The sequence below is a fragment of the Enterovirga sp. CN4-39 genome, assembly GCF_049446235.1.
Lineage (GTDB): Bacteria > Pseudomonadota > Alphaproteobacteria > Rhizobiales > Beijerinckiaceae > Enterovirga.
Genome location: NZ_JBMSEF010000021.1, coordinates 1 through 25,126, shown reverse-complemented (window position 1 = coordinate 25,126; position 25,126 = coordinate 1). Strand labels below are relative to the sequence as shown.

At 66.3% G+C, this 25,126-nt stretch carries 30 protein-coding genes; 18 read left to right on the top strand and 12 right to left on the bottom strand.

The genetic code is table 11. The annotated features are described in order from the left end of the window. The first annotated feature begins 101 nt into the window (after window positions 1-101). From ACO2SS_RS24380 to ACO2SS_RS24300, 17 genes are all read left to right on the top strand, one after another. The gene (locus ACO2SS_RS24380) at window positions 102-878 is read left to right on the top strand and encodes a DUF4198 domain-containing protein (RefSeq protein ID WP_423280448.1); all 777 of its coding nucleotides are present in this window, start codon (window positions 102-104) and stop codon (window positions 876-878) included. A gap of 6 nt (window positions 879-884) precedes the next feature. Beyond that, window positions 885-1,499, top strand: a complete 615-nt coding sequence (gene cbiM, locus ACO2SS_RS24375) for a cobalt transporter CbiM (protein WP_423280447.1) — start codon at window positions 885-887, stop codon at window positions 1,497-1,499. Continuing rightward, window positions 1,496-2,059: a cobalamin biosynthesis protein CbiL gene (locus ACO2SS_RS24370; protein WP_423280446.1), complete on the top strand. Its 564-nt coding sequence runs from the start codon at window positions 1,496-1,498 to the stop codon at window positions 2,057-2,059. Before cbiM ends, ACO2SS_RS24370 begins: the two co-directional genes overlap by 4 nt. Further along, complete coding sequence (cbiQ, locus tag ACO2SS_RS24365) at window positions 2,059-2,769, top strand: cobalt ECF transporter T component CbiQ (protein ID WP_423280445.1); 711 nt, start codon at window positions 2,059-2,061, stop codon at window positions 2,767-2,769. The genes ACO2SS_RS24370 and cbiQ overlap by 1 nt, the downstream gene beginning before the upstream one ends. Continuing rightward, complete coding sequence (locus tag ACO2SS_RS24360; protein WP_423280444.1) at window positions 2,766-3,473, top strand: energy-coupling factor ABC transporter ATP-binding protein; 708 nt, start codon at window positions 2,766-2,768, stop codon at window positions 3,471-3,473. The genes cbiQ and ACO2SS_RS24360 overlap by 4 nt, the downstream gene beginning before the upstream one ends. A gap of 357 nt (window positions 3,474-3,830) precedes the next feature. After that, a complete protein-coding gene (locus tag ACO2SS_RS24355) occupies window positions 3,831-4,133 on the top strand; it encodes an urease subunit gamma (RefSeq protein WP_423280443.1) in 303 nt (100 codons plus the stop codon). 23 nt (window positions 4,134-4,156) lie between these two features. Further along, the gene (locus ACO2SS_RS24350; protein WP_423280442.1) at window positions 4,157-4,567 is read left to right on the top strand and encodes an urease subunit beta; all 411 of its coding nucleotides are present in this window, start codon (window positions 4,157-4,159) and stop codon (window positions 4,565-4,567) included. A 52-nt stretch (window positions 4,568-4,619) separates the two neighbouring features. Continuing rightward, window positions 4,620-6,338, top strand: coding sequence for an urease subunit alpha (locus ACO2SS_RS24345; RefSeq protein WP_423280441.1), 1,719 nt, complete (start codon window positions 4,620-4,622; stop codon window positions 6,336-6,338). A gap of 65 nt (window positions 6,339-6,403) precedes the next feature. Next, window positions 6,404-6,787: a fluoride efflux transporter FluC gene (locus tag ACO2SS_RS24340; RefSeq protein ID WP_423280506.1), complete on the top strand. Its 384-nt coding sequence runs from the start codon at window positions 6,404-6,406 to the stop codon at window positions 6,785-6,787. 9 nt (window positions 6,788-6,796) lie between these two features. Next, window positions 6,797-7,180, top strand: a complete 384-nt coding sequence (gene crcB / locus ACO2SS_RS24335; RefSeq protein ID WP_423280440.1) for a fluoride efflux transporter CrcB — start codon at window positions 6,797-6,799, stop codon at window positions 7,178-7,180. A 27-nt stretch (window positions 7,181-7,207) separates the two neighbouring features. Then, on the top strand, window positions 7,208-7,921 hold the full coding sequence (ureE, locus tag ACO2SS_RS24330) for an urease accessory protein UreE (RefSeq protein ID WP_423280439.1): 714 nt from the start codon (window positions 7,208-7,210) through the stop codon (window positions 7,919-7,921). Window positions 7,922-7,977: 56 nt separating this feature from the next. Next, on the top strand, window positions 7,978-8,658 hold the full coding sequence (locus ACO2SS_RS24325) for an urease accessory protein UreF (protein WP_423280505.1): 681 nt from the start codon (window positions 7,978-7,980) through the stop codon (window positions 8,656-8,658). Between the two features lie 26 nt (window positions 8,659-8,684). Then, entirely contained in the window at window positions 8,685-9,332 is a 648-nt protein-coding gene (gene ureG, locus ACO2SS_RS24320) for an urease accessory protein UreG (protein WP_423280438.1), read from the top strand. 4 nt (window positions 9,333-9,336) lie between these two features. Next, window positions 9,337-10,272, top strand: coding sequence for an urease accessory protein UreD (locus ACO2SS_RS24315; protein ID WP_423280437.1), 936 nt, complete (start codon window positions 9,337-9,339; stop codon window positions 10,270-10,272). A 16-nt stretch (window positions 10,273-10,288) separates the two neighbouring features. After that, on the top strand, window positions 10,289-11,305 hold the full coding sequence (gene yut, locus ACO2SS_RS24310; RefSeq protein WP_423280436.1) for an urea transporter: 1,017 nt from the start codon (window positions 10,289-10,291) through the stop codon (window positions 11,303-11,305). Between the two features lie 150 nt (window positions 11,306-11,455). Beyond that, window positions 11,456-12,694 carry an ammonium transporter gene (locus ACO2SS_RS24305; protein WP_423280435.1) on the top strand — a complete coding sequence of 413 codons (1,239 nt, stop codon included), beginning with the start codon at window positions 11,456-11,458 and terminating at the stop codon, window positions 12,692-12,694. 80 nt (window positions 12,695-12,774) lie between these two features. After that, complete coding sequence (locus ACO2SS_RS24300) at window positions 12,775-14,025, top strand: SLC13 family permease (RefSeq protein ID WP_423280434.1); 1,251 nt, start codon at window positions 12,775-12,777, stop codon at window positions 14,023-14,025. Window positions 14,026-14,042: 17 nt separating this feature from the next. On the opposite strand, the gene ACO2SS_RS24295 is transcribed toward ACO2SS_RS24300, so the two are convergent. Continuing rightward, complete coding sequence (locus tag ACO2SS_RS24295) at window positions 14,043-14,375, bottom strand: DHCW motif cupin fold protein (RefSeq protein ID WP_423280433.1); 333 nt, start codon at window positions 14,373-14,375, stop codon at window positions 14,043-14,045. 113 nt (window positions 14,376-14,488) lie between these two features. Between ACO2SS_RS24295 and ACO2SS_RS24290 the strand changes: the two genes are divergently transcribed. After that, on the top strand, window positions 14,489-15,265 hold the full coding sequence (locus ACO2SS_RS24290) for an SDR family oxidoreductase (RefSeq protein WP_423280432.1): 777 nt from the start codon (window positions 14,489-14,491) through the stop codon (window positions 15,263-15,265). Between the two features lie 54 nt (window positions 15,266-15,319). Here the strand turns inward: ACO2SS_RS24290 and ACO2SS_RS24285 are convergent, their stop codons facing one another. From ACO2SS_RS24285 to ACO2SS_RS24235, 11 genes are all read right to left on the bottom strand, one after another. Next, window positions 15,320-16,126 carry an ABC transporter permease gene (locus tag ACO2SS_RS24285; RefSeq protein WP_423280431.1) on the bottom strand — a complete coding sequence of 269 codons (807 nt, stop codon included), beginning with the start codon at window positions 16,124-16,126 and terminating at the stop codon, window positions 15,320-15,322. Next, window positions 16,104-16,856, bottom strand: a complete 753-nt coding sequence (locus ACO2SS_RS24280) for an ABC transporter permease (RefSeq protein ID WP_423280430.1) — start codon at window positions 16,854-16,856, stop codon at window positions 16,104-16,106. The genes ACO2SS_RS24285 and ACO2SS_RS24280 overlap by 23 nt, the downstream gene beginning before the upstream one ends. Beyond that, window positions 16,853-17,659, bottom strand: a complete 807-nt coding sequence (locus tag ACO2SS_RS24275; protein ID WP_423280429.1) for an ABC transporter ATP-binding protein — start codon at window positions 17,657-17,659, stop codon at window positions 16,853-16,855. The genes ACO2SS_RS24280 and ACO2SS_RS24275 overlap by 4 nt, the downstream gene beginning before the upstream one ends. Before the next feature lie 5 nt (window positions 17,660-17,664). Next, entirely contained in the window at window positions 17,665-18,639 is a 975-nt protein-coding gene (locus ACO2SS_RS24270) for an ABC transporter substrate-binding protein (protein WP_423280428.1), read from the bottom strand. 93 nt (window positions 18,640-18,732) lie between these two features. Further along, on the bottom strand, window positions 18,733-19,335 hold the full coding sequence (gene leuD, locus ACO2SS_RS24265) for a 3-isopropylmalate dehydratase small subunit (RefSeq protein ID WP_423280427.1): 603 nt from the start codon (window positions 19,333-19,335) through the stop codon (window positions 18,733-18,735). Next, window positions 19,335-20,750: a 3-isopropylmalate dehydratase large subunit gene (leuC, locus tag ACO2SS_RS24260; protein WP_423280426.1), complete on the bottom strand. Its 1,416-nt coding sequence runs from the start codon at window positions 20,748-20,750 to the stop codon at window positions 19,335-19,337. Before leuC ends, leuD begins: the two co-directional genes overlap by 1 nt. Window positions 20,751-20,761: 11 nt before the next feature. Next, complete coding sequence (locus tag ACO2SS_RS24255) at window positions 20,762-21,646, bottom strand: isocitrate lyase/PEP mutase family protein (RefSeq protein ID WP_423280425.1); 885 nt, start codon at window positions 21,644-21,646, stop codon at window positions 20,762-20,764. A gap of 24 nt (window positions 21,647-21,670) precedes the next feature. Next, window positions 21,671-22,141, bottom strand: a complete 471-nt coding sequence (locus ACO2SS_RS24250) for a RidA family protein (protein WP_423280424.1) — start codon at window positions 22,139-22,141, stop codon at window positions 21,671-21,673. A 2-nt stretch (window positions 22,142-22,143) separates the two neighbouring features. Then, complete coding sequence (locus tag ACO2SS_RS24245; protein ID WP_423280423.1) at window positions 22,144-22,896, bottom strand: maleate cis-trans isomerase family protein; 753 nt, start codon at window positions 22,894-22,896, stop codon at window positions 22,144-22,146. A gap of 11 nt (window positions 22,897-22,907) precedes the next feature. Further along, the gene (locus ACO2SS_RS24240) at window positions 22,908-23,927 is read right to left on the bottom strand and encodes a tripartite tricarboxylate transporter substrate binding protein (RefSeq protein ID WP_423280422.1); all 1,020 of its coding nucleotides are present in this window, start codon (window positions 23,925-23,927) and stop codon (window positions 22,908-22,910) included. Then, window positions 23,924-25,126, bottom strand: a 1,203-nt coding sequence (locus ACO2SS_RS24235) for a tripartite tricarboxylate transporter permease (protein ID WP_423280421.1), incomplete at its 5' end; no start/stop codon positions are given. The genes ACO2SS_RS24240 and ACO2SS_RS24235, both read right to left, overlap by 4 nt.

The following is a 25,126-nucleotide window of genomic DNA, read 5'->3' as shown; positions in this document are numbered from 1 at the left end:
GTTGCTTTCGCACAGTTGCTGCCGATCTCGGCGTCCTGCCTTGCGCTCAAGATTCGGGCTCGTATGATTTTCGCTGCCGGATTTCACACCGGGAGAGAGCGATGTCCTATCCCATCGCATCCCTTTGTCTTGGCTTCGTATATCTCACGGCGGCCAGCTCGTCTTGCATAGCTCATTTTCAGGAGATCATACCATCCGCCGACGTCCTGCCGGAGGGGGGAAAGGTTACGCTCGACCTCGTCTTTACTCACCCGGTCGAGGGCGGCCCCGTGATGGCGATGCAAAAGCCCGCGAAGGTGGGTGTCCTGGCGGGCGGAAAGCAGACCGACCTGCTGAAGAACCTCGCTGAGAAGCCTGTCGGCGGCAAGCCGGCCTGGACGCTCACCCATGACCTGCCTTCTCCGGGCGCGGCCGTGTTCTTCGTCGAGCCGCAACCCTACTGGGAGGCCGCGGAGAACAAGCACATCGTCCACTACGCGAAGGTGGTCGTCGACAGCTTTGCCTCCGGCGAGGGATGGGACGAGCTTGTCGGACTCCCGGTCGAGATCCAGCCGCTCACGCGGCCCACCGGCCTCTGGACGGGGAACCTGTTCTCAGGCGTCGTGCTCAAGGACGGCAAGCCCGTTCCCTTCGCCCCCGTGGAGGTGGAGTTCATCAACGACGGCAGCGTGAAGCCGCGGAACGATGCCTTCGTCACCCAGATGGTCAAGGCCGATGCCAACGGCACCTTCACCTACGCGATGCCGCGCGCAGGTTGGTGGGGTTTCGCCGCGCTGATCGAGGGCGACGCGCGGAGAGCCGGGCCGGACGGCAAGTCCGCACCCGTCGAGGAGGGCGCGCTCATCTGGGTGAAGGCCACCGATATGGGCGGGAAATGACCTCCGATGGCCCATATCCCCGACGGCATACTCTCGCTGCCCGTGCTCGTCGGCGGAGGCGTGGTCGCGGCCGGCAGCGTCGCGGTGGCGCTGTCGCGGCTCGATGACAGGATGATACCGAGAGCGGCGGTCCTCAGCGCCGCCGTCTTCGCCGCCTCGCTGATCGCCGTGCCGGTCGGGCCGTCGAGCGTGCACGTGCTGCTCTCGGGCCTGTTGGGCCTGATGCTCGGGACCGCGACTTTCGCGGCGGTGCTCGTCATCCTCCTGCTGCAGGCCCTGCTCTTCGGCTTCGGCGGCCTCACCACGCTCGGCGTGAACACCGTCAACATCGCCCTGCCGGGCGTCGTCTTCGCCTTGCTGCTCGGCCCCTCCATCCGGGCGACCGCCAGCGGGCCTGTCCGTGCCGTGCTCTCCGCTGTGGTCGGCGCCCTGTCGGTCCTGGGAACCGGCGGCCTTGTCGCGCTTTCGCTCGCCCTGTCGTCCAGCGACTACACGCCCGTCGCAACCGTCCTGATGGCCACCTATCTCCCGCTCGCCCTCGCCGAGGGGTTCGTCACGGCGGCGATCGTAGCGTTCCTCGCGCGCGTCGAGCCGAAGGCGATGAGACCTCTCGCGCCGTGACGCGCATCCTCCTCGTCCTGCTTGCGCTCATGGGCACGTGCCTGCCCGCCATGGCCCACAAGCTCAAGGTGTTCGCGGCCGCCGAGGGCAGGACCGTGAGGGGCTACGCGTTCTTCGTCGGCGGCACCCGGCCGCGAGGGGTCGCCTGGACCGCAACGGATGCCACCGGCGGCCGCCTCGCGGATGGACGGACGGACGACGAGGGGCGCTTCAGCTTCGACATCCCGGCGGACGACCTCTCCGACGTCACGATCGCGGTCGACACGGGCGATGCGCATGTCGCCTCGGTCGTGCTGCCGGCCGGGCGGCTGGGCCCGGCTCCGGCCCACCCGGCATCGAGCGCCGCGGCCGCGGCAGCGGGTGCGGTCGCTGCTCCGCAAGCGTCGCCCGAGGAGATCGCCAGCATGGTCGAGACGGCTATCCAGCGTCAGATCGAACCGCTCCTCGAGCGGATCGAACAGATGGATTCCCGTCTGCGCTTCACCGATGTTCTCTCCGGCATCCTCTTCATCGTCGGACTTGCCGGCATCGGGCTCTGGGCCCGGGCGAGGCGAAGCTGATGCGGCCCGGCGATCCGCGGCTGCGGCTCGTCGCGGCTGTCCTGGCGATCGCCTGCGTGGCGCAGTTGCACTCCCTGGCCGTCTCGGCCGGCGTCCTTCTCGTCGCCCTGCTGGCCGCGTGGCGCATTCCGTCGGGGACGCGGCTGTCCCGTCGGCTGCTGCATGTGGAGGGCTTCGTCCTGCTGCTCTTCGCGACTCTCCCCTTCACGGTAGCGGGCGAAGCATTTTTCACGCTCGGTCCGCTGACGGCCAGCCGCGAGGGCTTCTGGCGCGCAGCATTGCTTGCCGCGAAGGTCTCGTCATCCGTGCTCATCCTGACGGTGCTGGTCGGCAACCTCGAGCCCGCCCGCCTTGGGGGAGCCTTGCGTGGCCTCGGAATGCCGGAGCCTCTCGGCCGCCTGTTCGTGATGACGGTGCGCTACACCTCGCTCATTCGCGAAGAGGCAGAACGCCTGCGCGACGCCATGCGGGCGCGCGGTTTCCGGCCCCGCTCCAACCGCCACACCTGGCGCAGCTACGGCTATCTGATCGGCATGCTGCTGGTGCGCGCCCTCGATCGTGCGCGCCGCATCGAGGAGGCCATGCGCTGCCGCGGCTATGCCGGGCACTACCCGTACCGGGCTCAGCCGGCTCCACCATGGCGCGATTGGGCCGGCTTCGGACTGATCTCCTGCCTGGGTGTCGTGGCGCTGGCACTGGATCGGCTGTGAGCCATCTTCTCTCCCTGGAAGGCGTCTGCGTCTCACGCGGGCAGAAATCCGTCCTGCGCGATGTCGATCTCACGCTCGCGCCCGGCGAGAGGCTCGCCATCGTCGGGCCGAATGGCAGCGGCAAGACGACCTTGCTGCGAACCATCGTCGGGCTGGAGCGCCCCCAGGAGGGCTCTATCCGCCTCTTCGGCACCGAGTGCATCGATGAGCGCCACTTCAGGCAGTTCAGGCCCAGGATCGCCTACTTGTTCCAGGACAGCGACGACCACCTCTTCTGTCCCAGCGTCGTCGAGGACGTCTCCTTCGGGCCATTGAACGCCGGCTGCACCGAGCGCGAGGCTGAGGAGCGCGCGCGGAATGCGCTCGATGAACTCGGCGTCGGACACCTTGCCGAGCGGATCAGCCATCGCCTCTCGGGCGGCGAGAAGCGGCTGGTCTGCCTCGCCGGCCTTCTGGCGATGCGTCCCGACGTCCTGATGCTGGACGAACCGACAAACGGCATTGACGAGCAGAACGGCGAACTGCTCCGGCGCGCGCTGCATCCCCTCCCCTGCGCCATGCTGCTCGTCTCGCACGATGCAGTTTTCGTGGGCGAGTTCGCGACGCGCGCGGTGGCCCTACGAAATGGAAAGCTGCTGCCGGCGGAGATCCACGAACACGTCCACGTGCACCATCATCGGCACATTCACGTTCGCTCCGACTAGTCGTTGCCAGCAGGCTTGCTGCAGAAGCCCATCCCTGTTCCCGCCCCGGGCAGCCTCTGGCCACCGGCTCCCACCCGGCACTGAAACCAATGTCACTTGAAGGTCGGAATCCGTACGGGAAATGATCAAGACCTGCCCCACCCTCATGAGACAAGCTATCCAAAGTTAAGTTCTGTATCACTCTGGGTATGGTATCAAACACAAAGAACGATGTTCTGTTACGCGGGTTGAGTCCTTGCGTTTCATCAATGAGGGTATAGCTTCAAGGGCGTAATTACTTCTAAGGCATAGCCATAAAAATCTGCGGACGCACGCCGCCAGCCGCGGAATCCGGCTGCATTCAGTGAGGAGCCGCCCATGCACTTCACCCTCCGAGAGACAGACAAGCTGCTTGTCTACACGCTGGCCCTCGTCGCTCAGCGCCGTAAGGACCAGGGCCTCAAGCTCAACCACCCGGAAACCGTCTCCCTCATTTCCGTTGCCGCCCTGGAAGGTGCGCGAGCCGGCAGGACCGTCGAGGAGGTCATGGAACTCGCCGGCAAGGCCATCACGCGCGCCGACGTCATGGAGGGCGTCGCGGAGATGATCCCCTTCGTCCAGGTGGAAGCATTGTTCACGGACGGCAGTCGCCTCGTGACGGTTCACAATCCCGTCAAGTAATCCCGCACCGGAGGGCCTTCATCATGGCTTCTGCTCAGAACAAGGCGCCTGTGGGCGGGCTGATACTTGGCGAAGGCGAGATCGAGCTCAATGCTGGCATGCCGACGACCGCTCTGAAGGTCCGGAACACCGGTGACCGCCCCATTCAGGTCGGGTCGCATTTCCACTTCTTCGAAGTGAACGCCTTCCTGGAATTCGACCGCGAGCAGGCGTTCGGCAAGCGCCTCAACATCCCGGCGACCACCGCGCTGCGGTTCGAGCCCGGCGACGAGAAGGACGTCGAGTTGGTCCCGTTCGGTGGAAAGCAGCGCGTTCTTGGCTTCAACGGCCTCGTCAACGGCTGGGTCGGCGACGAGAGCTACGAGGATTATCGCCCCCGGCTGACGGACGCGATGGAGAAGGTCGCCCGCTACCACTTCAAGAACAAACCCTAGTCTATCCATAAAGTTCAACCATCCGTGGCGACCAACATCGCGGAGATCTGAAATGGTCATGATCTCGAGGCAGCAATATTCGGACCTGTATGGTCCTACGACCGGCGACAAGATCAGGCTGGCCGACACGGATCTCTATATCGAGATCGAGAAGGATCTTCGGGTCTATGGCGAGGAAGCCGTCTATGGTGGCGGCAAGACGCTCCGCGACGGCATGGGCTACGACAACGAGCTGACGAATGCTGCGGGTTCGCCGGACCTGCTCATCACCAACGTCACCATCGTCGACCCGATTCTCGGGGTCATCAAGGCCGATGTCGGCATCAAGGACGGACTGATCTGCGGGATCGGAAAGGCCGGCAATCCCGGGACGATGTCGGGGGTGACTCAGGGGCTGGCCGTCGGGCCCGGCGCCGATGCGATATCGGGCGAGCACCTCATCCTGACCGCCGGCGGCATCGACGCCCACGTCCATTTCATCTCGCCGCAGCAGGGGATCACGGCGCTCAGCAACGGCGTGACCACGTTGCTCGGCGGCGGTGTCGGCCCGACCGACGGCACGAACGGCACCACGATCACGCCCGGCACCTGGAACATCGAAATGATGCTCCGCGCCTTCGATGCCTGGCCCGTCAACGCGGGCGTGCTCGGCAAGGGTAATTGCTCCGGGCGCGCCCCGCTCGAGGAGCAACTCCACGCGGGCGCCATGGGCTTCAAGATCCATGAGGACTGGGGGAGCACCCCGGCCGCCATCCGCGCCTGCTTGACGGTGGCGGACGCCTACGACGTCCAGGTCTGCATCCACACCGATACGCTGAACGAGGCGGGGTTCGTCGAGAACACGATCGCGGCGTTCGAGGGGCGTACGATCCACACCTACCACACGGAAGGCGCTGGCGGCGGCCACGCGCCCGACATCATCCGGGTCGCGGGACAGCCGAACGTGATCCCCAGCTCGACCAACCCGACCATGCCCTACGGCATCAACTCGCAGGCCGAGTTGTTCGACATGGTCATGGTCTGTCACAACCTCAGCCCGAAGATTCCGACGGACGTATCCTTCGCGGAAAGCCGGGTCCGCCCCGAGACCATCGCGGCTGAAAACGTCCTGCACGATCTTGGCGCGATCTCGATCTTGTCGAGCGACAGCCAGGCCATGGGCCGCGTCGGCGAGAACTGGGCGCGCACCATGCAGACGGCCCACCTGATGAAGGCCCGGATGGGCGCCTATGACGGCGACAAATCCGGAAACGACAATCAGCGGGTGCTGCGCTTCGTCGCGAAGGTGACCATCAACCCCGCGATCGTGGCGGGTATTTCAAAGGTCCTCGGCTCGGTTGAAGTCGGCAAGATGGCGGACCTCGTCCTCTGGGAGCCGGCCTTCTTCGGGGCCAAGCCCAAGATGGTGATCAAGGGCGGCATGATCTCCTGGGCGATCATGGGCGACCCGAACGCCTCCCTGCCGACGCCGCAGCCGGTGGTCTATCGGCCGATGTTCGGCGCGCAGGGCTCGGCCTTGCCCAAGACCCGGCTCACCTTCACCTCGCACGCCGCATACGACGACGGGATCGTGGATGCGTATGGGCTGAAATCGATCGTGATGCCTGTCTACGGCACGCGCACCATCACCAAGAAATCGATGGTTCGCAACAACAGGCTGCCTGAGATCGAGGTCAATCCGGAGACTTTTGCGGTCACGGTTGATGGCAAGCACGCAACGATCGAGCCGGCGAAAAGTCTTCCACTCACCCAGCTCCATTATTTCAGCTGATCGAAGTCGCGGTGCAGCCGGATCGGGTTCTTCAGTCGCCATGACCCACGAGCGACGCACGGATGATGAGAGCAATCGACGTCATGTGGGTCTGCATCGGTGGCGGGATCGGCTCTCTGCTGCGATGGCAGATCGGCAAGCTCATCGACGCAAGGATCCAGTCGCACTTCAAGTTCGGGACGTTCATCATCAACATCACGGGCGCATTCGTGATCGCGTATCTGTCCGTCGCCTTCGCTATTCATTGGCAGCAACGCTACGGCGACATGATGTCGTCGCTGGTGCTGACGGGACTTCTGGGCGGCTACACGACGTTCAGCTCCATGCAGCTCGATGCGGCGCAGATGACGATGCAGAACCGGCACGCGCTCGCCCTGGTGTATCTCGTGTCGTCTGTCGTCGTGGGCCTCCTGGCCGCCGCCGCGGGCGCGGCGGTTGCGCGGGTTTAGGGGGGCACGATGTGGGCGCAAGCCGTCTTTGTCTTCATCGGCGGCGGGTTCGGCGCTGCCATCCGCGAATTCCTCATGCTGCTCATCCCGCAGCAGAGCGCATCCTTTCCGCTGGACATCTTCACGGCGAACATCGTCGCCTCGTTCTTCCTCGGGTTGGCGAGCGGGCTCCATTCCTGGGGCGATGTCTCGGACGAGTTCATGCTCCTCGTCGGCACAGGGCTGGCGGGAGGAATGTCGACGTTCTCCAGCTTCGTCTTCGGCGTCTATTCGGAAGCTGTCTCACCCAACGAGATCGGCCTCGCCGTCCTCTACTGCGTATCGAGCCTTATCGTCGGCTTCACGGCGGTTTGGCTCGGCCTCCAACTCGGGAAGCGCGCGCAGCGCACCTGAGCACCTGGTCTGTCCGGAGACGTGAGAATGATCCTGGTCGAAGGCAAACTCGGTCATCTCAGCGACCCGGTCTGGCAGGAGCGCGCACGGCAGGCGCCGGTGGACCCCCTCGTGCTCGAGCAATGGGAGGCGCCGAAGAGCCGCCTGCGCAAGGCGAGCGAAGGCGGCACCGAACTGGCGATCTCGCTGCCCCGCTCCGAGCACCTGCATGATGGCGACGTGCTCCACTACGACCCCGCACAGAACCTCATCGTGGTTGCCCGGATCGCCCTCAAGGAGGTGCTGGTCATCGAGCTAGAGGGTCTGGAAAGCCTCTCGCCGAACGAGATCCTGCGCGCGGCCTTCGAGCTCGGCCATGGGCTCGGCAACCAGCACTGGCCGGCGGTGATCAAGGGCTCGACCGTCTATGTGCCGCTATCGGTCGACCAGAAGGTGATGGCCTCCGTCATGCGCACCCACGCCTTTGCGCATGTGACGACCCGTTTCGTCCCGGGCGAGGACGTGGCCGCGAAGCTCGACGCCAGGGAGGCCAGGCTGCTCTTCGCCGGCGCCGACGCCACCCCGCATCACCACCATGGCGACCATGCCGTTCCGCACGGGCATGACCACGACCACCACCACGATCATCCGCACGACCACGACCATGCGCATGACGACGAGCATGGCCACGACCACAGCCATCGTCATGGTCCCGCGCACCATCACGACCACGGGCACACGCATGGGCATCACCATGGATGACCACGGGTGCAACGATGCAGTTGACTAAGCCGACGCCACAATCGGCCGCGCACGGCATGGCTCATCTGGCCCGCCTGCTGCAATTCTCGGATTCGACCCTGCCGATCGGCTCCTTCGCATTTTCGAACGGGCTGGAATCGGCGTTGCAGACCCAGGTCGTCAAGGACTCTGCCGGCCTGCTGCAATATGTCGAACTCGTGCTCGGCCAGAGTGCCCGGATGGACGGCATCGCGCTCCTGCATGCCCACCGTGCCGTCCTCGCCGACGACTACGAGGCCGTGGTGACGGCCGACCGGGAGCTGTTCTGCCGACGCGTCGGGGAAGAGCAGCAGCTCATGCTAACGCGTGTCGGCAAGAAGCTCGGCGAATTGGCTTCGAAGATCAGCCCGTCCGCGATGCTCGAGCGATGGCTTGGCGACATCGCGTCGGGATCGACGCCCGGCTGCCTACCCGTCGCCCAGGCGATCGTGCTCGCCCATATGGGCGTGGACAAGGTCGAGGCCTTCGTCATGCACCAATACGGCGTCGCCTCCATGATCCTGAGCGCCGCCCTCAGGCTGATGCGGATCGATCATATCGATACGCAGCGCATCCTCTTCACCGCCCAGGACCGCGTTCAGGACGACTACCTTTCGGTGTGCGACCGCTCTCTCGACGAGATGACGTCGTTCGCGCCCGTCTTCGACCTTCTCGTCGCTCATCACACCACGACCCATGTCCGGCTGTTCATGAATTGAGCGCCGCCAGGGCAAAGGAGCCCAGGATGAAGAAGATCACGCGCATCGGCATCGGCGGCCCGGTCGGCTCAGGCAAGACCGCCGTGATCGAGACCATCACGCCGCGGCTGATCGAGCTGGGCATCAAGCCGCTGATCATCACCAACGACGTTGTGACGACGGAGGATGCCAAGCAGGTGCGCCGTACGCTGAATGGCGTTCTGATCGAGGAGAAGATCGTCGGCGTCGAAACCGGCGCCTGCCCGCACACGGCGGTGCGCGAGGATCCGTCGATGAACATTGCCGCCGTCGAAGAACTCGAGGCGAAGTATCCCGACAGCGACGTGATCCTGATCGAATCCGGCGGCGATAATCTCACGCTGACCTTCAGCCCGGCGCTCGCGGACTTCTACATCTACGTGATCGACGTCGCGGCCGGCGACAAGATCCCGCGCAAGAACGGCGCCGGGGTCTGCCAGTCGGATATTCTCGTCATCAACAAGAAGGACCTCGCCCCCTATGTCGGCGCGAGCCTGGAGGTGATGGACCGCGACTCCCGCCTCATGCGGGGCAAGAAGCCGTTCCTCTTCACCAACTGCAAGACCGGCGAAGGCGTCGACCAACTGGTCGATCTCGTTCTGGACATGGCGCTCTTCGACGCGAAGGTCGCCCGCCCTCTTGCCGCGAGTGCCTGACGCCATGGCCCTGCACGAGCGCCTTGGCCGCATGGATCAAGCGCGCGAACTGCGCAGCTTTCAGACCCAGCCGCTGCAGATGCGAGCGGCCGCTCCCGGCAAGGTCGGCGTGCTGCGCCTCGGTTTCTCGATGCGCGACGGCAGGTCCGTTCTTCACGACCTCTACCGGGTCGCCCCCCTTCTCGTGCAGCAGGCGCTCTATTGGGACGAGGCGATGCCCGAACTGCCCGTCTGCCCGATCATCTCGATCGGCGGAGGCATCCTGCAGGGCGATCGCTACAAGATCGACATTTCGATCGGCGAAGGCGCCTGCGCGCACGTCACGACGCAGAGCGCCAACCGTATCCATCGCATGGATGCGAACTACGCCTCACAGCACCAGACGGTGATACTGCAGGCAGGAGCCTATCTCGAATATCTGCCGGACTTCACGATCCCGTATCGCGACTCACGGTTCATCTCCGAGACGGACATCGTGGTCGCAGAGGACGCGACCCTCCTCTACGGGGAGATGGTCCTCGCGGGCCGCAAGCACCATCACGCCGAGGAACGGTTCGGGCTCGACATGTTTTCGACGACCGTGACCGTGCGCCGTCCGGACGGCCGCAAGCTGTTCTCCGAGAAGATCCTCATCGAAAAGGGCGATCCAACTATTGATTTCGCGGCCGTGATGCGCGGCTTCGATGCGTTCGCAAATATAATCTGCGTAACGCCTCCAGAAATCGCGGCGCGCATCAAGGAACGGTTTGAGACGAACTTTTCCCCCGAGGCCGCTCGCGCGTTGTCTGGCGTGAGCCGCCTGCCGAATGGCGCCGGGCTGATGCTGCGTGCAGTCGGGATCGAAAGCTACGACGTGCGGGGTGAGGTTCGGCGCTTCTGGCGCGTCGTGCGCGAGGAGGCCCGCAGCAGGACTCTGCCTCCTGGCTATTACTGGCGTTGAGCGGAGGATCAGTCCCATGGCGAACCCGGTCGGGAACTTCGTCGTCCACTCGCTCCGCGGAACGAGCCAGGTCTTCTTCATGGAGAACGCGCTCACGGGCGTGATCTTCTTCGCCGCGATGGCGTATGCATCCTATGTCAGCGGCGTCTGGGCGACCACGATCGGCGCGGCGGTCGGCGTGCTGGTGGCGACGCTCACGGCGAAGCTTCTGAACTGCGACGAGCCCTCCGTTGCGTCCGGTCTCTATGGCTTCAACGGCGTCCTGGTCGGCGCGGCGCTTCCCACCTTGATCGCTGTCTCGCCCCAGCTCTGGGTCTCCGTGGTCGTCGGCGCTGCCGTGAGCACGGTCGTCACGGCCGCCTTTGGGGCGACCCTCACCAGCAAGTGGGGTGTTCCCGGCTCGACCGGCCCGTTCGTGCTGACCGGATGGCTGATGGTCGCTGCGGCCTATTCGTTCGGGACCCTCCAGGTGACCGGCGACACGCCGAAACTCGCCAGCGACTATGTTCAGGGTTTGGCGAGCATCCCCCAGCCGCAGGAGCTCGTGGAGATCTTCTTCCGCAATATCGGGCAGGTCTATCTTCTTGGCCCGGCCATCAGCGGCGTGATCATCCTGGTCGGCATCTTCATCGCCTCGGTCCCGGCTGGAATCGCCGCGGTAGCCGGATCGCTGATCGCCATGGTGGTCGCCATCGGCATGGGGGTCGCTCCTTCGCCCGTGAGCCAGGGGCTCTACGGCTTCAGCCCGGTACTCACCGCAATGGCGGTGGGCGTCATCTTCCTGAAGCCCTCCTTTCGCGTGGCCGTCTATGCGGTGCTCGCCACGATCATGACCGTCTTCGTCCAGGGAGCGCTCGACGTGCTGGTGGCACCGGGCGGCATACCGTCCTTCACGGCCCCCTACGTCCTGACCATGTACCTGTTCATCGCGCCCAAGAAGCTGATGGCGCCCCATCCGCACACGCCGGTATCCGGCCACTTGATCGAGCACGGCCGAGAGGCGCCCGCTCACCCGGCCGGAGCCGCGCATTGAAAACGCCTGGGCGGCTCCCTCAAGGCCTCTCCGCACCAAGCTGCGGGGTCGCCGGATCGACCGCCTCCATACTGAAGGTGAAACGACGAAGATCCTGGTGAAACGCCCTGTGCCTTCGGACTTCCGGAGGCACGTACAAAGGAGCATCCGATGCCCGTCATCAACTCAGGCGATACTGCCTTCATCCTCATGTGCACGGCACTGGTGTTGATGATGACGCCCGCGCTCGCTCTCTTCTACGGCGGACTCGTCCAGGAACGCGACGTATTATCGATCATGATGCAGAATTTCGTCTGCATCGGGGTCGTCGGCCTGATCTGGGTGTTCGGAGGTTTCAGCCTCGCTTTCGGGCCGGATATCGGGGGAGTGATCGGCGACATCGTTCCCTATTTCGGCATGTACCATGTCGGGGTCAGTCCAAATCCCACCTATGCGGCGAACATCCCCTTCATCATGGTCTTCGCCTACCAGATGATGTTCGCCATCATCACGCCGGCCCTGATGACCGGCGCCTTCGTGGGGCGCTTCCGCTTCGGCGCCTACCTGCTCTTCGTCGCCTTCTGGACCGGCATCGTCTATCTGCCGGCCGCGCATTGGATCTGGGGCGGAGGCTTCCTCGCCAAGATGGGCGTGGTGGACTTCGCCGGCGGCATCGTCATCCACACCTCCGCGGGCTTCTCGGCGCTCGCGACGGCGGCATATCTCGGCAAGCGCAAGCTGCCGGCGGGCATGTCCGAACCCGCGCCGGTGGACCTGCCGCTGGTCGCTCTCGGCGCAGGCCTGCTGTGGTTCGGCTGGTTCGGCTTCAATGCCGGCGGCGCCTATGCGGCCGATGCGCTGGCCGCCTATGCGTTTGCGAACACGATGCTGGCCGGCGCCATCGCCATGCTCGTGTGGATGTTCTGGGAATGGCTCGAGACGAGGCGCCCGTCCTTCTCCGGCGTCCTCGTCGGCGCGGTTGCGGGTCTGGCGACCATCACGCCGGCTTCCGGCTACGTGGAACCCAGCGCCGCTCTCGCCATCGGCGCGATCGGTGCGACCTGCTGCTACTACGCCAAGTATGTCCAGAGGTGGCTCAACGTCGACGACACGCTCGAGGTCTGGCGCGCCCACGGCGTGGGCGGGATGACGGGCGCAATCCTCATCGGCTTCATGGCGAGCTCGCACATCAACAAGGTCGAGGCGAGTGTTGGGCAGTTGGGGGTCCAGCTTCTGGCCGTCGTCATCGTCGGAGCCTACGCGGCGATCATCACCTTCATCATCCTGAAGGTGCTGGACAGCCTGGGCATCCTGAGGGTGCCGGAAGAGGTGCAGGAGCGTGGCCTCGACACGATGTACGGCGAGCGCGCCTTCAACCTGTGGGACATGGACCGCACCATTCCCAAGTAGACCCACCAGGGAGCCGGCCCGCACCCGGCTTCCGCTTCCCGTCTGCGGCGCCGTGCGTCGTCCGCCCGAGCGCGACGGTCATGGATTTCAGCCTAGCGATCTTCGTCCTCGTCTATGTCGCAATGGCGGCCGGGCATGTGCCGGGACTGCGCCTGGACAGGACGGGGTCGGCCCTGGTTGGAGCCATGATCCTCATCGCGGCGGGGCGTATCTCGCCGGAAGCAGCCTGGAACGCCGTCGATTACCGCACGATAGGATTGCTGTTCGGCCTGATGGTCGTGTCGGCCGGCTTCATGATCGCCGGCTTCTACCATTGGGTCGCACAGAAGGTCGGCAGCCTCGATGTCGGGCCCAAGGGTTTGCTCGCCATCCTGATCGTCGTGTCCGGCGGCATGGCCGCCCTGATGAACAAGGACGTCGTCGCCGTGGCCATGACGCCGATCTTCTGCACGATCTGCCTCGAGCGCCGCCTCAATCCCCTCCCCTTCCTTCTCGGGTTCTGCTTCTCGGCCAACTTTGCGTCCGCGGCCACGCTGATCGGCAGCCCGCAGAACATGATCATCGGGGAGACGCTCAACCTGTCCTTCCTCGGTTTCATGCGGGCTGCCGCCCTGCCGGCCCTCCTCGGCCTGCCCGTGATCTGGATCGTGCTGACCCTCACCTATAGGGGCCGCTGGAAGCTGTCCTCGCCCCCGACTGCACCCGGCGACGCCGAAGCCCCGCCCGCCGCGCCGCCGGCCACTTTCAACGTCGGCGAGACGATCAAGACTTCCCTCGTCGCGATGGGGGTGGTGGGCGCCTTCGTGCTCACCGATTGGTCCCACGTGCTGATCGCGCTGGCGGGCGCGAGCGTCCTGCTGGTGAGCCGCCGCTACTCCTCCAGCAATCTTCTCCACCACGTCGACGGGGATCTGCTGCTGCTGCTGTTCGGCCTGTTCGTGGTCAACGCGACCGTCACGGCGACCGGACTGCCGCAGCACCTGCTGACCAGCCTTCGCGGGATCGGCTTGAACCTCGAGGATCCGCTCTCGATGTTGGCCATCATGGCGGTCCTGAGCAACATCGTCGGCAACAACCCGGCCGTCATGCTGGTCGTGCCCTTCATCGGGGGTACGGGCCAGCCCGAGGCGATCGCGGCGGCGATCGCGCTCGGCACGGCCCTGTCCTCGAGCGCCGTGATCTTTGGAAGCCTCGTCGGCATCATCGCGGCCGAAGAGTGCCGCAAGCGCGGGATCACGCTCGGCTTTGCCGAATTCGCCCGCGCCGGTGTGCCGACCTCGATCGTGAGCCTGCTCATGGCCGCAGCCTGGATCGTCTACCTCACCCGGTAGCGCAGGCCTGAGCGGACTCAGTCCACCACGAACAGCTTCGCGCCGGTCCGCGTCGACGAACGATGCGCGGCATCGCCGAAATCCGAGACACGATAGCTCATGCCCGGACCAAGCGTGAAACGTCGCCCGTCCCGCAACTCGGTCTCGAGCTCGCCTTCGAGGACGAAGAGAACATGGCCCCGGTCGCACCAGTGATCCGCCAGATAGCCTGGCGAATATTCAACCATGCGGATCCGGAGGTCCCCCTCCTCGATGGTGCGCCATAGCGCCTGGCCGGTCTCTCCGGCATGGACCGTCACCGGAACGGAACTCCAGTCGGTAACGGAGAATGGGACCGGAGGTATCTTCATCGCGGCGATCCGTCGGAGATTCTTCAGGGGACGTTCCCCGCTATCGTCGATAAACAGCAGGTTCAATGGCGCCCGCTTCGATGGGCGGCCGCGGATCGAACAGGAGGAAGCAGGTGCAACTGGGACTGGAAGGAAGGACGGCCCTCGTCACGGGAGGGTCGAAAGGCATCGGGTTCGCCTGCGCAAAGGCGCTGCTGGCGGAGGGTTGCCGGGTCGCAATCGTGTCGCGGTCGAAGGAGAACGTGGACCGGGCTTGCTCGACCCTCGGAGACGCGAGGGGCTTCTGCGCCGACCTGACGAGTGCGGCCGAGGCGGCCTCCCTGGTCGATCGTGTCCAGGCAGAGCTGGGCGACATCGACATCCTGGTCAACAGCGCGGGCGCGGCGCGGAGAACGCCGCCGGACCAGCTCACGCCGGAGAGCTGGCGCGCCGCCATGGATGCGAAGTTCTTCTCCTACATCAACGTGATCGACCCGCTGATCAAGCGCATGGCGGCACGGCGCCGGGGCGTCGTGGTGAACATCATCGGCAATGGCGGAAAGGTGGCCTCGCCGATCCACCTTCCCGGCGGCTCGGCCAATGCCGCTCTGATGCTGGCCACTGCGGGCCTTGCGACGGCCTACGCGGAGGCGGGCATCCGGGCGGTCGGGATCAATCCCGGCCTGACCGATACCGAGCGCGTTGCCGGCGGCATGGAGGCGGATGCGGCCACGAAGGGGATCAGCGTCGAGGAAGCCCTAAAGCAGGGTGTCGCCCGCATCCCGATGGGCCGCATGGCCAAGCCCGAGGAGATCGCGGACTTCGTCGCGTTCCTCGCGTCGGACCGGGCCGGCTATCTGACGGGCGTGAACGTCACGATGGACGGCGCGCAGAGCCCGACGATCGTGTGAGCCCGAGCGGAGGCGCGCCGCGTGCGCGTCTCCGCCCCAGTAGCGGGAAGCCCTTCAGTGGCCGGGCGAGGCGGCCCGATCGAGCCTCTGGTTGAGGGACAGCAGCGCGCCCGACACCAGCGTTGCGATGACGATCAGGAGAAGCGCCAGAGCGAGCACGGTGGAGACGTCGTTCGTCTCCATGGCCTTCACCAGCATGTAGCCGATGCCCCGCTGGGAGGCGAACATCTCGCCGATGAGCGTCCCGAGCAGGGTGAGGGCGAACCCGATCCTGAGGCCCGACACGATGCCGGGCAGCGCGGCCGGCAGCATGATTTGCCTCGCCGTCTGCAGGGGCGTGAGGTGCATGGCCCGGGCAGCGCGGAAATACACGGGCCGGATGTTGCGCACGGCCGCCATGGTGAACACCGCGATTGGCACGACGCCATGGATCACGCCGAATGCGATCTTCGCCGAGAGGCCGAGGCCGAACAGCAGAAGGATGATCGGGTACAGCGTGATCTTCGGGATCGCGTAGACGGCGACGAGGATCGGCTCCGCGACCTCCGCCGAGAGGCGGTGGGCGCCGAGGATCAGGCCGATCGCAAGGCCCGCCACGGACGCGATGGCCAGCGCCGACAGGAAGGCTCGCCCCGTCTCCCAGGCGTGGCCGCCGAAGTCGGACGAGGACATGATCGCCCAGAGCTTCGTGACCGTGGCGCCGGGGGCCGGGAGGATAGCCGGGCCCACGCCCCAGCTTCCGAGCTGCCACAGGGCCAGGACGCCCAGCAGCACGAGGGCAGTGTCTCCCAGGCGGCTCGCCCTGCGTTTCGCGGGCGAGGCGGCCGGGAGTGGAACGTCAACGTCCGCCGCGGCGCGCATAGAGCTTCTGCTCCCAGGTCCAGAGGCCCATGTTCAGCGTGCAGACGAACGCGAACAGGAGCAGCATCAGGCCGTACATCGTGAGATTGTCGAAGGAATTGTACGCGAAGGCGATCGCGAACCCGATCCCCGAGCCAGCCTGGACGAATTCGCCGGCGATCACGCCGATGAACGAATAGGCGACCGCGAACTTGATGGCCGTGAACAGCCATGGCGCGATGGCCGGGATGGTAATCCTGAACAGCGTCTGCGTCGGGCTCATGCGCAAGACCCGGGCCGTGCGCATGAAGACGCGCGGCAGCCGGTCGAGCCCGTCCAGGGTGTTGATCGCCACCGCCACTACCGCGAACAGGAAGCCGATCGCCACGAGCGGCCAGCGATTGAGGCCGAACAGCACGATGAAGACCGGATAGAACACGAAGGTCGGAACCGCGTAGTAGCTCGCCAGCAGCGGATCGACCGCCCGCCGGAACCGGGGCAGGCGATGAAGCAGGCCCCCAATCGCGAACCCTCCGATGACGGACAGGGCAAAGGCCAGCGAGACCGTCGTGAGCGTCTCCACGATGTGGCCGCGCGCCTCCTGTGTTCCCAGCACGCGCCAAGCGCCGCGCACCATCTCGCTTGGCGCGATGACGGCCTGCCGCCTGACATATCCGGCCCGGCAGGCAGCCTCGAGCACGGCGACGGCGCCGACAAGGACGCCGAGCCGAATGATTCCGGCGCGGGTCATCGAGCACTCGCCAGCGCGCGCATCGACTGCTCGCGCAGGCCGGCCCAGATGCGGCCGGTGAGCTGGCCGAATTCCGGGTGGGACACGATGCGGCTGTCGCGATCGCGCGGCCATCCGGTCTCGACGAGATCGATGAAGATGCCGGGCCGCGCGGACATCACGCCGATCCGGTCCGAGAGGAGCGCGGCCTCGTCGAGCGAGTGGGTGATCAGAAGGATGGTCGCGTTGGTGTCGCGCCAGAGGGCGAGCAGTTCGTCCCCCATCAGGAGCCGGGTCTGCTGGTCGAGCGCGCCGAATGGCTCGTCCAGCAGGATCAGCCGTGGCCGGGTCACGAGCGTGCGGGCGATGCAGACGCGCTGGCGCATGCCGCCGGAGAGCTGGGCCGGATAGGCCTGCGCGAATGGCATCAGGCCCATGAAGGACAGCGTATGCTCCACGCGGGCCCGAACCTCGTTCTCAGGCAGGCCCGCCTGACGCGCCGCGAAGGCCGCGTTGTCGTAGGCCGTCAGCCAGGGGAAGCTCGCATCCTCCTGGAACACGACGCCGATCCCGTCCGGCACCTGGCCGCGCACGGGCTTGCCCTCGAAGGTGACGCTGCCGGCGGATGGCGGGGCGAGCCCCGCCAGCACGTCGAGCAGCGTCGACTTCCCGCAGCCGGACGGTCCGACCACGGAGAAGAACTCGCCGGCCCTGAGATCGAGATCGATCGGCCCGAGCGCGTGAACCGGTTTACCGGTCCCTCCGGCCGGGTAGACCCGTGTGACGCCGGAGAGACTTGCCTGGATGGAAAAGTTTGAGGTCACGATCGTCAGGACTTCGGCTTCCGCTTCAGGTCGTCGGGAAGATAGCTTTCGTCGACATACTTGCTCCAATCGAACGGACCGGGCTCGACGGCCTTCACGAGCTGCAGGCCGCGGAGCATGACGTCCATGCCTTCGTAATCGAAGCCGCCGAGGCTCCAGTAATCGCCCTTCGTGGCCAGGATGTCCTGGATCGCGGCCTTCGCGTGCTCGAGGGGGATCTTGTACTCCTTAGCCATGATGGTGGCGGCTTCCGCCGGGTTCTGCTTGACGAACTCGACGCCCTTGCGACGGGCGACGATGAGCTTGCGGATGAGGTCGGGGTTCTTCTTGAGGAAGTCGGTCCTGACGACGCCCACGGTCTGCGTCACGCGCGGCGCCCAATCGGTCGAGTTGAAGACCTGGCGGAAGTTCTCCTTCTCCTTCGCCCAGACCGGCTGGGTGATGTAGATCATGTCGACCCCGCCCTCGCGGAGCGCCGCAACGCCGGCGCCGACGCCGCCGACCGGCCGACGCTCCACCTGGCCCGTGAGCTTGTTGTCCTCGAGCATCATCGAGGTGATCATGTCGGTCACGGATTTCGGGCTGGAATAGCCGAGCTTCTTGCCCTTCAGGTCCTGCACCGTCTTGATCCGCTCGTCGTCCTTGCGCGTCACCCAGACCTGGTCGGACACGCTCAGGACGCCGCCATGCACGATCGTCATCTCGATGCCCTGCTGCGCGGCCGCGATCACGGCCGGAAGGGCGACCTCGCCATAGGGAAGTTCGGAGGCGAGCGTGTTGCGCACGGTCGTGCCGCCGCCCGCCGAGGTCAGGAAGCCCGTCACATCGAGCCCGGCCTCCTTGAAGTAGCCCTTCTCCTTGGCCACCGCGTAGGGAACGCCATACATGCCGGTCCCGAAATGGGCGACGTTCAGGTCCACCGCCTGCGAGCCCGTGGCGGTTGCGACAGCGAATGCTGCCGCCATAGCCCATTTGCGCATTCTACTCTCCCTCTGTGGAGCGCTTCCGGCGCCCCTTGGTCCTAGTTCCATGCCGGGGCCGCGAACGGCAACCCCGGCAGCCTCAAATCCCGGTCACAGCCAGGGAAGCCGGCGCTCGTGCTCCTTCTCGAACGTGTCCATCCTGTCGCGATAGCGGAGGGTCAGTTCGATGTCGTCCAGCCCTTCCAGCAGGCATTCCTTCGGGAGCGGCGCGATGTCGAAACTGTCGACGCGCCCGTCCGGCCCCGTGACGGTCTGCGCCGCGAGGTCGACCACGATCCGGCTCCCGGGATGCTCGCGCAGGTGATCGAGGAGTTCGCCGATGCGCGCCTCGGAGAGCACCACCGGCAGGAGGCCGTTCTTCAGCGAGTTGTTGAAGAAGATGTCGCCGAAGCTCGGCGCCAGAACCGTCCTGATCCCGGCGTCCCAGAGGGCCCAGACCGCGTGCTCGCGGGAGGAGCCGCAGCCGAAGTTCCGGTCCGCGACCAGGATCCTGGCCTCCTGGTATTCCGGCCGGTCGAGGAGGAACGCATCGCCTCCGGCCCGCGCTGCCTCGCGCAAGTCGCCGAAGAGCTCCTCGGCGAAGCCCTCCTTGCGCGCCTTGAAGAGGAAGCGAGCCGGCAGGATCTGATCGGTGTCCACGTTGGCCGCGGGTAGCGGCGCCGCAACGGCGTCGAGCGTACGGAAGGGCTCCATCAGGCGTGGCCCTCCATGAGCCGGCGAACATCGGTCAGTCGTCCCGTCACGGCCGCGGCAGCCGCCATTGGCGGGCTCACGAGGTGCGTCCGCGCCCCCTTCCCCTGCCGGCCGACGAAGTTTCGGTTTGAGGTAGACGCGCAGCGTTCTCCCGGGGCCGCCACGTCGCCGTTGATGGCCACGCACATCGAGCAACCTGCGTCCCGCCATTCGAAGCCCGCCTTCTTGAAGATGACGTCGAGGCCCTCGGCCTCTGCCTGTGCCTTCACCAGGCCCGATCCGGGCACGACCATCGCGGGAACGACGGATTTGCGGCCGTCGACGACCCGCGCCGCCTCCCGAAGATCCTCGATGCGGCTGTTGGTGCAAGAGCCGATGAAGACGCGGTCGATCGTGATCCCGTCCAGCGGCGTGCCCGGCGTCAGCCCCATGTAATCCAGCGCGTGGACCATGTTGGCGCGGCGTTCGCGGTCGGGAACCTCGCTCGGGTCCGGCACGCGGTCGGTGATCGGCAACGCGGCCTCCGGGCTCGTCCCCCACGTCACCATGGGGGCGATGGCGGAGGCGTCGAGCGTCACCTCGCGGTCGAAGCGGGCGCCTTCCTCGGTCGGCAGCGTACGCCAATGCGCCAGGGCCGCGTCCCACTCATGTTCCTTGGGCGCGAAGGGCCGCCCCTGGAGATACGAGAGGGTCGTCTCGTCCGGGCTGATCATGCCGGCGCGCGCGCCGGCCTCGATCGACATGTTGCAGATCGTGAGACGCGCCTCGACCGACAGGCTGCGAATGAGGGAGCCCGCATATTCGATCACATAGCCGGTGCCGCCCGCGGCCCCGATCTTGCCGATGAGCGCGAGGATGACGTCCTTCGACTGGACGCCCGGCGCGAGCGTGCCGTCGATGGTGACCCGCATGGTCTTCGGCTTCTTCTGCCAGAGCGCCTGGGTCGCGAGCACGTGCGCGATCTCGGAGGCGCCGATGCCGAAGGCCAGCGCTCCGAGCGCGCCATGTGTCGCCGTGTGGCTGTCGCCGCAGACCAGGATGGTGCCGGGCTGGGTGATGCCCTGCTCCGGCCCGATCACGTGCACGATCCCCTGACGGACATCGTCCAGCGCGAAGAGCGTCATGCCGGTGCGCCGCGCCTCGCTCTCGAGCGTGCGGATATGCCCGGCATGCGGCGATCCGGCGAGCGGGTCGGGCCCGGAGCGCCCGCGCGTCGGCGTGTAGTGATCGGGAACCGCGAAGGTGCGGTCGGGGTGCCGAACCGGCAGGCCGCGCTCCGCGAGCTCCGAGATGATGATCCCGGCGATGTCGTGGATCAGGTGCCGGTCGACATGCAGGAGCGTCGAGCCATCCTCGCGCTCGAGGATGACGTGCGAGGACCAGATCTTGTCGAAGAGTGTCCTGGGCGTGCCCATGCGGCCGTTCCTCACTCGGCCGCGGCGCGAGGCGTGGGCGTGCGGAACTGATCGCGCAGCGGATCCCAATCCGCGGAGCCCATCCGGCGGAACATCTCGCCCGGCGACATCTTGGCGTCGAGCTGCGGGTGCCGGCCGCTCTCCCGCAGGTCGGCCAGGACCTCGTCGCAGCGGCTGATCACGGCGGCCATCAGGATGCCGGGCAGGATGGCCAGGCGGTAGCCCATGCGATCGGCCTCGGCGAGATCGACCTGGGGCGTCTTCCCGGCCCAGGCGAGGTTCAGGAGGCAGGGCCCCTTCACGAGCTTGGGGATGGCCGCGATCTCCTCCACCGATTGCGGCGCCTCCAGGAACGCCATGCCGGCGCCGGCCTCGAGCGCCGCGTTGCAGCGGCGAACGGCCTCGTCGAGGCCCATGCCGGCGCGGGAATCGGTCCGGGCGATGATGGTGAAGTTCGGGTTCTGCCTGGCGGCGACGGCCGCCCGGATCTTCGCGACGTAGTCCTCGAGCGGGATGATCACCTTGTTGTCGAGGTGGCCGCAGCGCTTGGGGAACTCCTGGTCCTCGATATGGATCGCGGCGACGCCGTTCTTCTCGTACTCGCGCACCGTCCGGGTGGCGTTGAGCTCGTTGCCGAACGCCGTGTCGGCATCCGCGATGACCGGAATCCCGCCAACCGCGTCGGCGATCCGGCCGGCATTGTCCGTCATCTCGTTCATGCTGACGAGGCCGTAATCGGGGAAGCCCAGCGTCGCGGCCGTCCCGGCACCCGTCATGTACACGGCCCCGAACCCGGCCTGCGCGACGAGGCGCGCCGTGATGCAGTCATAGGCGCCCGGAGCGACGACCATCGGTCCGCTTTTCAGCCGCCCGGCAAGAGTGTCGGCAGCGTTCATTCTTGTCATCCTTCCTGATTACTTTCAGCGTTCGTCCGCGACCTCGAACAAGGCTTCCACCTCGATCGGAATGTCGGCGTAGAGCTCAGCCACGCCGATGGCGGAGCGGACATGGCGGCCGCTCTCGCCGAAGATCTCGACCATCAGGTCCGAGAACCCATGCAGCACGTCGGACGGCGTGTTGAAGCCCGGCGCGCAATTGATGAACCCGACCACGCGGACGACCCGCGTCACGGTGTCGAGCGTCCCGAGATAGGTGCGAAGCGTGGAGAGGCAGCACAGCCCCGTGAGCCGCGCCGCCTCCCGGCCCTGCGGGATCGTCAGCTCCCGCCCGAGCTTGCCGGCCACGTAGGGCACGTTCCCCGGGCCGAGGGGGCCGTGGCCGCTCATGTAGACATGCGAGCCGGACCGGAGCGCGCGCACCCGGTTCGCCTCGTCCTTGAACGGAGGCGGAAGCTCGATCCCGAGTTCGCGAAGACGTTGTTCGGCGCTCACGCTCAGTGCTCCAGGAGAAGGCGGCCGTAGCCCTGCACCCGGTCGTGGATGCCGCGGCTCCGCAGGGCGTGCCAATAGGTGGCGGTGTTCACCGCAATCACGGGCTTGCCGAGCCAGAGCTCGGCGGCCGCCGCAAGGCGGCCCATGGGGAGGTTCGCGCCGAACTGGATGATGGCTTCCACCTCGGGCGTATTCACCTCGACGAGGGCGTCCCGCAGCATCTCCAGAGGCGTGCGGGCGATCTCGACCGGGCTCGGCCGCGCGAGATGCTTCGTGGCGGCCACCGCGAAACCGGTCTCCTCCGCGAAGCGCACGAGATGCTTCTCGGCGACCGGGTAGTAGGGCGTCACGATCCCGATCGGCCCGCGGACGCCGAAGGCCCGCAGGGCCGCCGGGAGCGCATCCGCGGCTTGCGTGAAGGGAAGTCCTCCAGTCAGCCGGTCGACGCGCGCCTTGATGGCTTCGGCGGCGGCGAGACCGCCGCCCCAGATGCTCTCTGCAGAGATCCCGAGCACGATGTGGTCGGGCTTCGCCGTCATCACGCGCTCGAGCGCCGCCTCGAGCGCAACGTCGATCCGCCGGATCAGCTCGTCGAAATCCCCGTCGCTCCCGATCGGATCGTCCGGGATGTGCATGCGGGCGACGTGGTTCGTCACGCCAGCCGGCCGCATGTCCTCGTATTCCGGCTGCACCACCGTGTTGGTCGACGGCGTGACCACGCCGAAGGTGCAGCGCCAGCCGAGGACGTCCGTCATCGGGCCTGGCCTTACTTCAGCCGGCCGGTCTTGACGTAAAACTCGCGCTCGAGCTCGGCGAGCCGGTTCACCCGCTCGGCCAGCTTCTCAGGCGTGTCGATCGAGGGGTCCGGAATGGCGCCGAGCTTCTTGAACTCCTCCTGGAGCTCCGGATCCGCCGCTGCCGCGTTCAGGACGGCAACCAGGTAGGCTTTCCTGTCGGCCGGGACACCCGCCGGCACGGCCGCCCATCGGGTCGCCATCCAGACGACGTCCTTGTTGCCCAGCACCTCGCCCAGCGTCGGCGCGTCGGGAAGGAACGGGGAACGGTCCATGCTGGAGACGGCGACGGGCTTCAGCTTCTTCGCCTCGAGGTAGCTCGAGACCTCACCCCAGAAGCCGATCCCCACATCGATGTTGTTGCCGAGGAGCGCCGCGATTCCCGGCGCACCGCCCTGGAACGGGACGCGCAGGAACTTGGCGCCCGTCTCGCTCTCGAGCTGGTCGATCATGTAGTCGTACATGGACCCCGGCACCGTGCCGAAGCGGACCGTGCCGGGCTTCTCCTTGGCGGCCGCCAGGATGTCCTTGAAGCTCTTGTCCTTGTAGGGGCCGTCCGCGTTCACGACGAGGTTCAGGCCCTCGTTGTTGAGGAACGTGAGCGGCTCCATGTCCGTGTGGCTCCAGCGCTTGTTCGCGCGGAGCATCGAGTCGGAGAAGATCAGGCTGGCGATGATCCCGACGCTATAGCCGTCCTTCGGGGCCTGCATGGCGAGCCAGGAATGGCCGATCAGGCCGGCGCCTCCCGTCCGGTTGTTCACGATGACGCGGTCGCCGCTCCACTTCTCCATGAAGCGGGCGACCAGGCGCGCATTGATGTCCATGCCGCCGCCGGCCGGGTAGACGACCGTGAGCTCGATCGGCTGCGTCGGGAAGTCCTTGGGCTTGGCCTTGGCGATCTCGGCCTTCGGATCGGCGGATTGAGCCCAGCTCGGTGCGACTGCGGCAGCGAGCAGGCCAAGCGCAACGGCGGTGCGACGGGTGAAACTCATATTTCCCCTCCCTGAAACTGGATTCTTCTTCGGCTGAACAGGACGTAACCGACCAGGGCCGCCACAAGGCCGAGCAGCCCGAGCGACAATGGGCGGGTGACGAAGATGGCTGCGCCCTCCGGCGACATGACCATCGACTGGCGGATCGCCTGTTCGAGCATCGGCGCGAGCACGAAGGCGAGGACGAGCGGCGCGAGTTCGTAGCGCAGCTTGCGCAGCACGTAGCCGAGAACGCCGAGGCCCAGCATGACCCAGAGGTCGAAGACGTTCTTGTTCGCCGAATAGGCGCCGACGATCGAGAACAGCAGGATGAGCGGGAACAGCACGTGGTAGGGCACGCGCAGGAGCTGCACCCACAACCCGATCAGCGGCAGGTTGAGGATCAGCAGGAAGACGTTGCCCATGTACATGCTGGCAACGACGCCCCAGAACACTTCCGGCTTCTGCACGATGAACATCGGGCCCGGCTGGACGCCCTGGATCACGAGGGCGCCCATCAGCAGCGCGGTGACGGCGTTGCCGGGCAGCCCGAGGGACATCAGGGGGATCATGCCGGCCGCGACGGCGGAGTTGTTCGCCGATTCCGGCCCCGCCACACCGGCGATCTCACCCTTGCCGAAGCGCTCCGGATGCCGCGAGAGCCGCTTCTCGACCGCGTAGGACATGAAGGCCGCCGTGACCGGCCCCCCACCCGGGATAAGGCCCAGGATGAAGCCGAGCCCGCTCCCGCGCAGGATCGGCACCGCCGAACGGCGCCATTCGTCGAGCGACGGCAGGAGAGTGCCGATCTTCGCCTTGACGACCTGCGCACGGATCTGGGTCTCGACGTTGGCCAGGATCTCCGAAATGCCGAAGAGGCCGATCACGAGCGCCAGGAGATCGATGCCGCCCGTGAGGTTCACGGTGCCGAGCGTGAAGCGCTCGGTGCCGGTCACGTTGTCCATGCCGATCGAGGCCAGGAAGGCCCCGAAGCCGATCATGATGAGGCCCTTCAGGGCCGAGCCCTCGATCAGGAGAATCGTGCAGACGAGGCCGAGCAGCATGAGCGCGGCGTTCTCAGGCGGCCCGAAGCTCAGGGCAACCTCGCTCAGCATGGGCGAGAAGAACGTCAGGAGGACGAGGCTCAGCGTTCCGGCAATGAAGGAACCCAGGGCGGCCATGCCGAGCGCCGCGCCCGCCCGGCCCCGCTGGGCCATCTC

Coding starts and splice junctions, on each gene's coding strand:
- ACO2SS_RS24315 (WP_423280437.1), top strand. CDS start 9,337: ATGGCCCTGCACGAGCGCCTTGGCCGCATGGATCAAGCGCGCGAACTG.
- cbiM (WP_423280447.1), top strand. CDS start 885: ATGGCCCATATCCCCGACGGCATACTCTCGCTGCCCGTGCTCGTCGGC.
- yut (WP_423280436.1), top strand. CDS start 10,289: ATGGCGAACCCGGTCGGGAACTTCGTCGTCCACTCGCTCCGCGGAACG.
- ACO2SS_RS24280 (WP_423280430.1), bottom strand. CDS start 16,856: ATGACCCGCGCCGGAATCATTCGGCTCGGCGTCCTTGTCGGCGCCGTC.
- crcB (WP_423280440.1), top strand. CDS start 6,797: ATGTGGGCGCAAGCCGTCTTTGTCTTCATCGGCGGCGGGTTCGGCGCT.
- ureE (WP_423280439.1), top strand. CDS start 7,208: ATGATCCTGGTCGAAGGCAAACTCGGTCATCTCAGCGACCCGGTCTGG.
- leuD (WP_423280427.1), bottom strand. CDS start 19,335: ATGGAGCCCTTCCGTACGCTCGACGCCGTTGCGGCGCCGCTACCCGCG.
- ACO2SS_RS24270 (WP_423280428.1), bottom strand. CDS start 18,639: ATGCGCAAATGGGCTATGGCGGCAGCATTCGCTGTCGCAACCGCCACG.
- ACO2SS_RS24340 (WP_423280506.1), top strand. CDS start 6,404: ATGAGAGCAATCGACGTCATGTGGGTCTGCATCGGTGGCGGGATCGGC.
- cbiQ (WP_423280445.1), top strand. CDS start 2,059: ATGCGGCCCGGCGATCCGCGGCTGCGGCTCGTCGCGGCTGTCCTGGCG.
- ureG (WP_423280438.1), top strand. CDS start 8,685: ATGAAGAAGATCACGCGCATCGGCATCGGCGGCCCGGTCGGCTCAGGC.
- ACO2SS_RS24285 (WP_423280431.1), bottom strand. CDS start 16,126: ATGCGCGCCGCGGCGGACGTTGACGTTCCACTCCCGGCCGCCTCGCCC.
- leuC (WP_423280426.1), bottom strand. CDS start 20,750: ATGGGCACGCCCAGGACACTCTTCGACAAGATCTGGTCCTCGCACGTC.
- ACO2SS_RS24240 (WP_423280422.1), bottom strand. CDS start 23,927: ATGAGTTTCACCCGTCGCACCGCCGTTGCGCTTGGCCTGCTCGCTGCC.
- ACO2SS_RS24305 (WP_423280435.1), top strand. CDS start 11,456: ATGCCCGTCATCAACTCAGGCGATACTGCCTTCATCCTCATGTGCACG.
- ACO2SS_RS24325 (WP_423280505.1), top strand. CDS start 7,978: ATGGCTCATCTGGCCCGCCTGCTGCAATTCTCGGATTCGACCCTGCCG.
- ACO2SS_RS24255 (WP_423280425.1), bottom strand. CDS start 21,646: ATGAACGCTGCCGACACTCTTGCCGGGCGGCTGAAAAGCGGACCGATG.
- ACO2SS_RS24380 (WP_423280448.1), top strand. CDS start 102: ATGTCCTATCCCATCGCATCCCTTTGTCTTGGCTTCGTATATCTCACG.
- ACO2SS_RS24345 (WP_423280441.1), top strand. CDS start 4,620: ATGGTCATGATCTCGAGGCAGCAATATTCGGACCTGTATGGTCCTACG.
- ACO2SS_RS24300 (WP_423280434.1), top strand. CDS start 12,775: ATGGATTTCAGCCTAGCGATCTTCGTCCTCGTCTATGTCGCAATGGCG.
- ACO2SS_RS24355 (WP_423280443.1), top strand. CDS start 3,831: ATGCACTTCACCCTCCGAGAGACAGACAAGCTGCTTGTCTACACGCTG.
- ACO2SS_RS24245 (WP_423280423.1), bottom strand. CDS start 22,896: ATGACGGACGTCCTCGGCTGGCGCTGCACCTTCGGCGTGGTCACGCCG.
- ACO2SS_RS24295 (WP_423280433.1), bottom strand. CDS start 14,375: ATGAAGATACCTCCGGTCCCATTCTCCGTTACCGACTGGAGTTCCGTT.
- ACO2SS_RS24350 (WP_423280442.1), top strand. CDS start 4,157: ATGGCTTCTGCTCAGAACAAGGCGCCTGTGGGCGGGCTGATACTTGGC.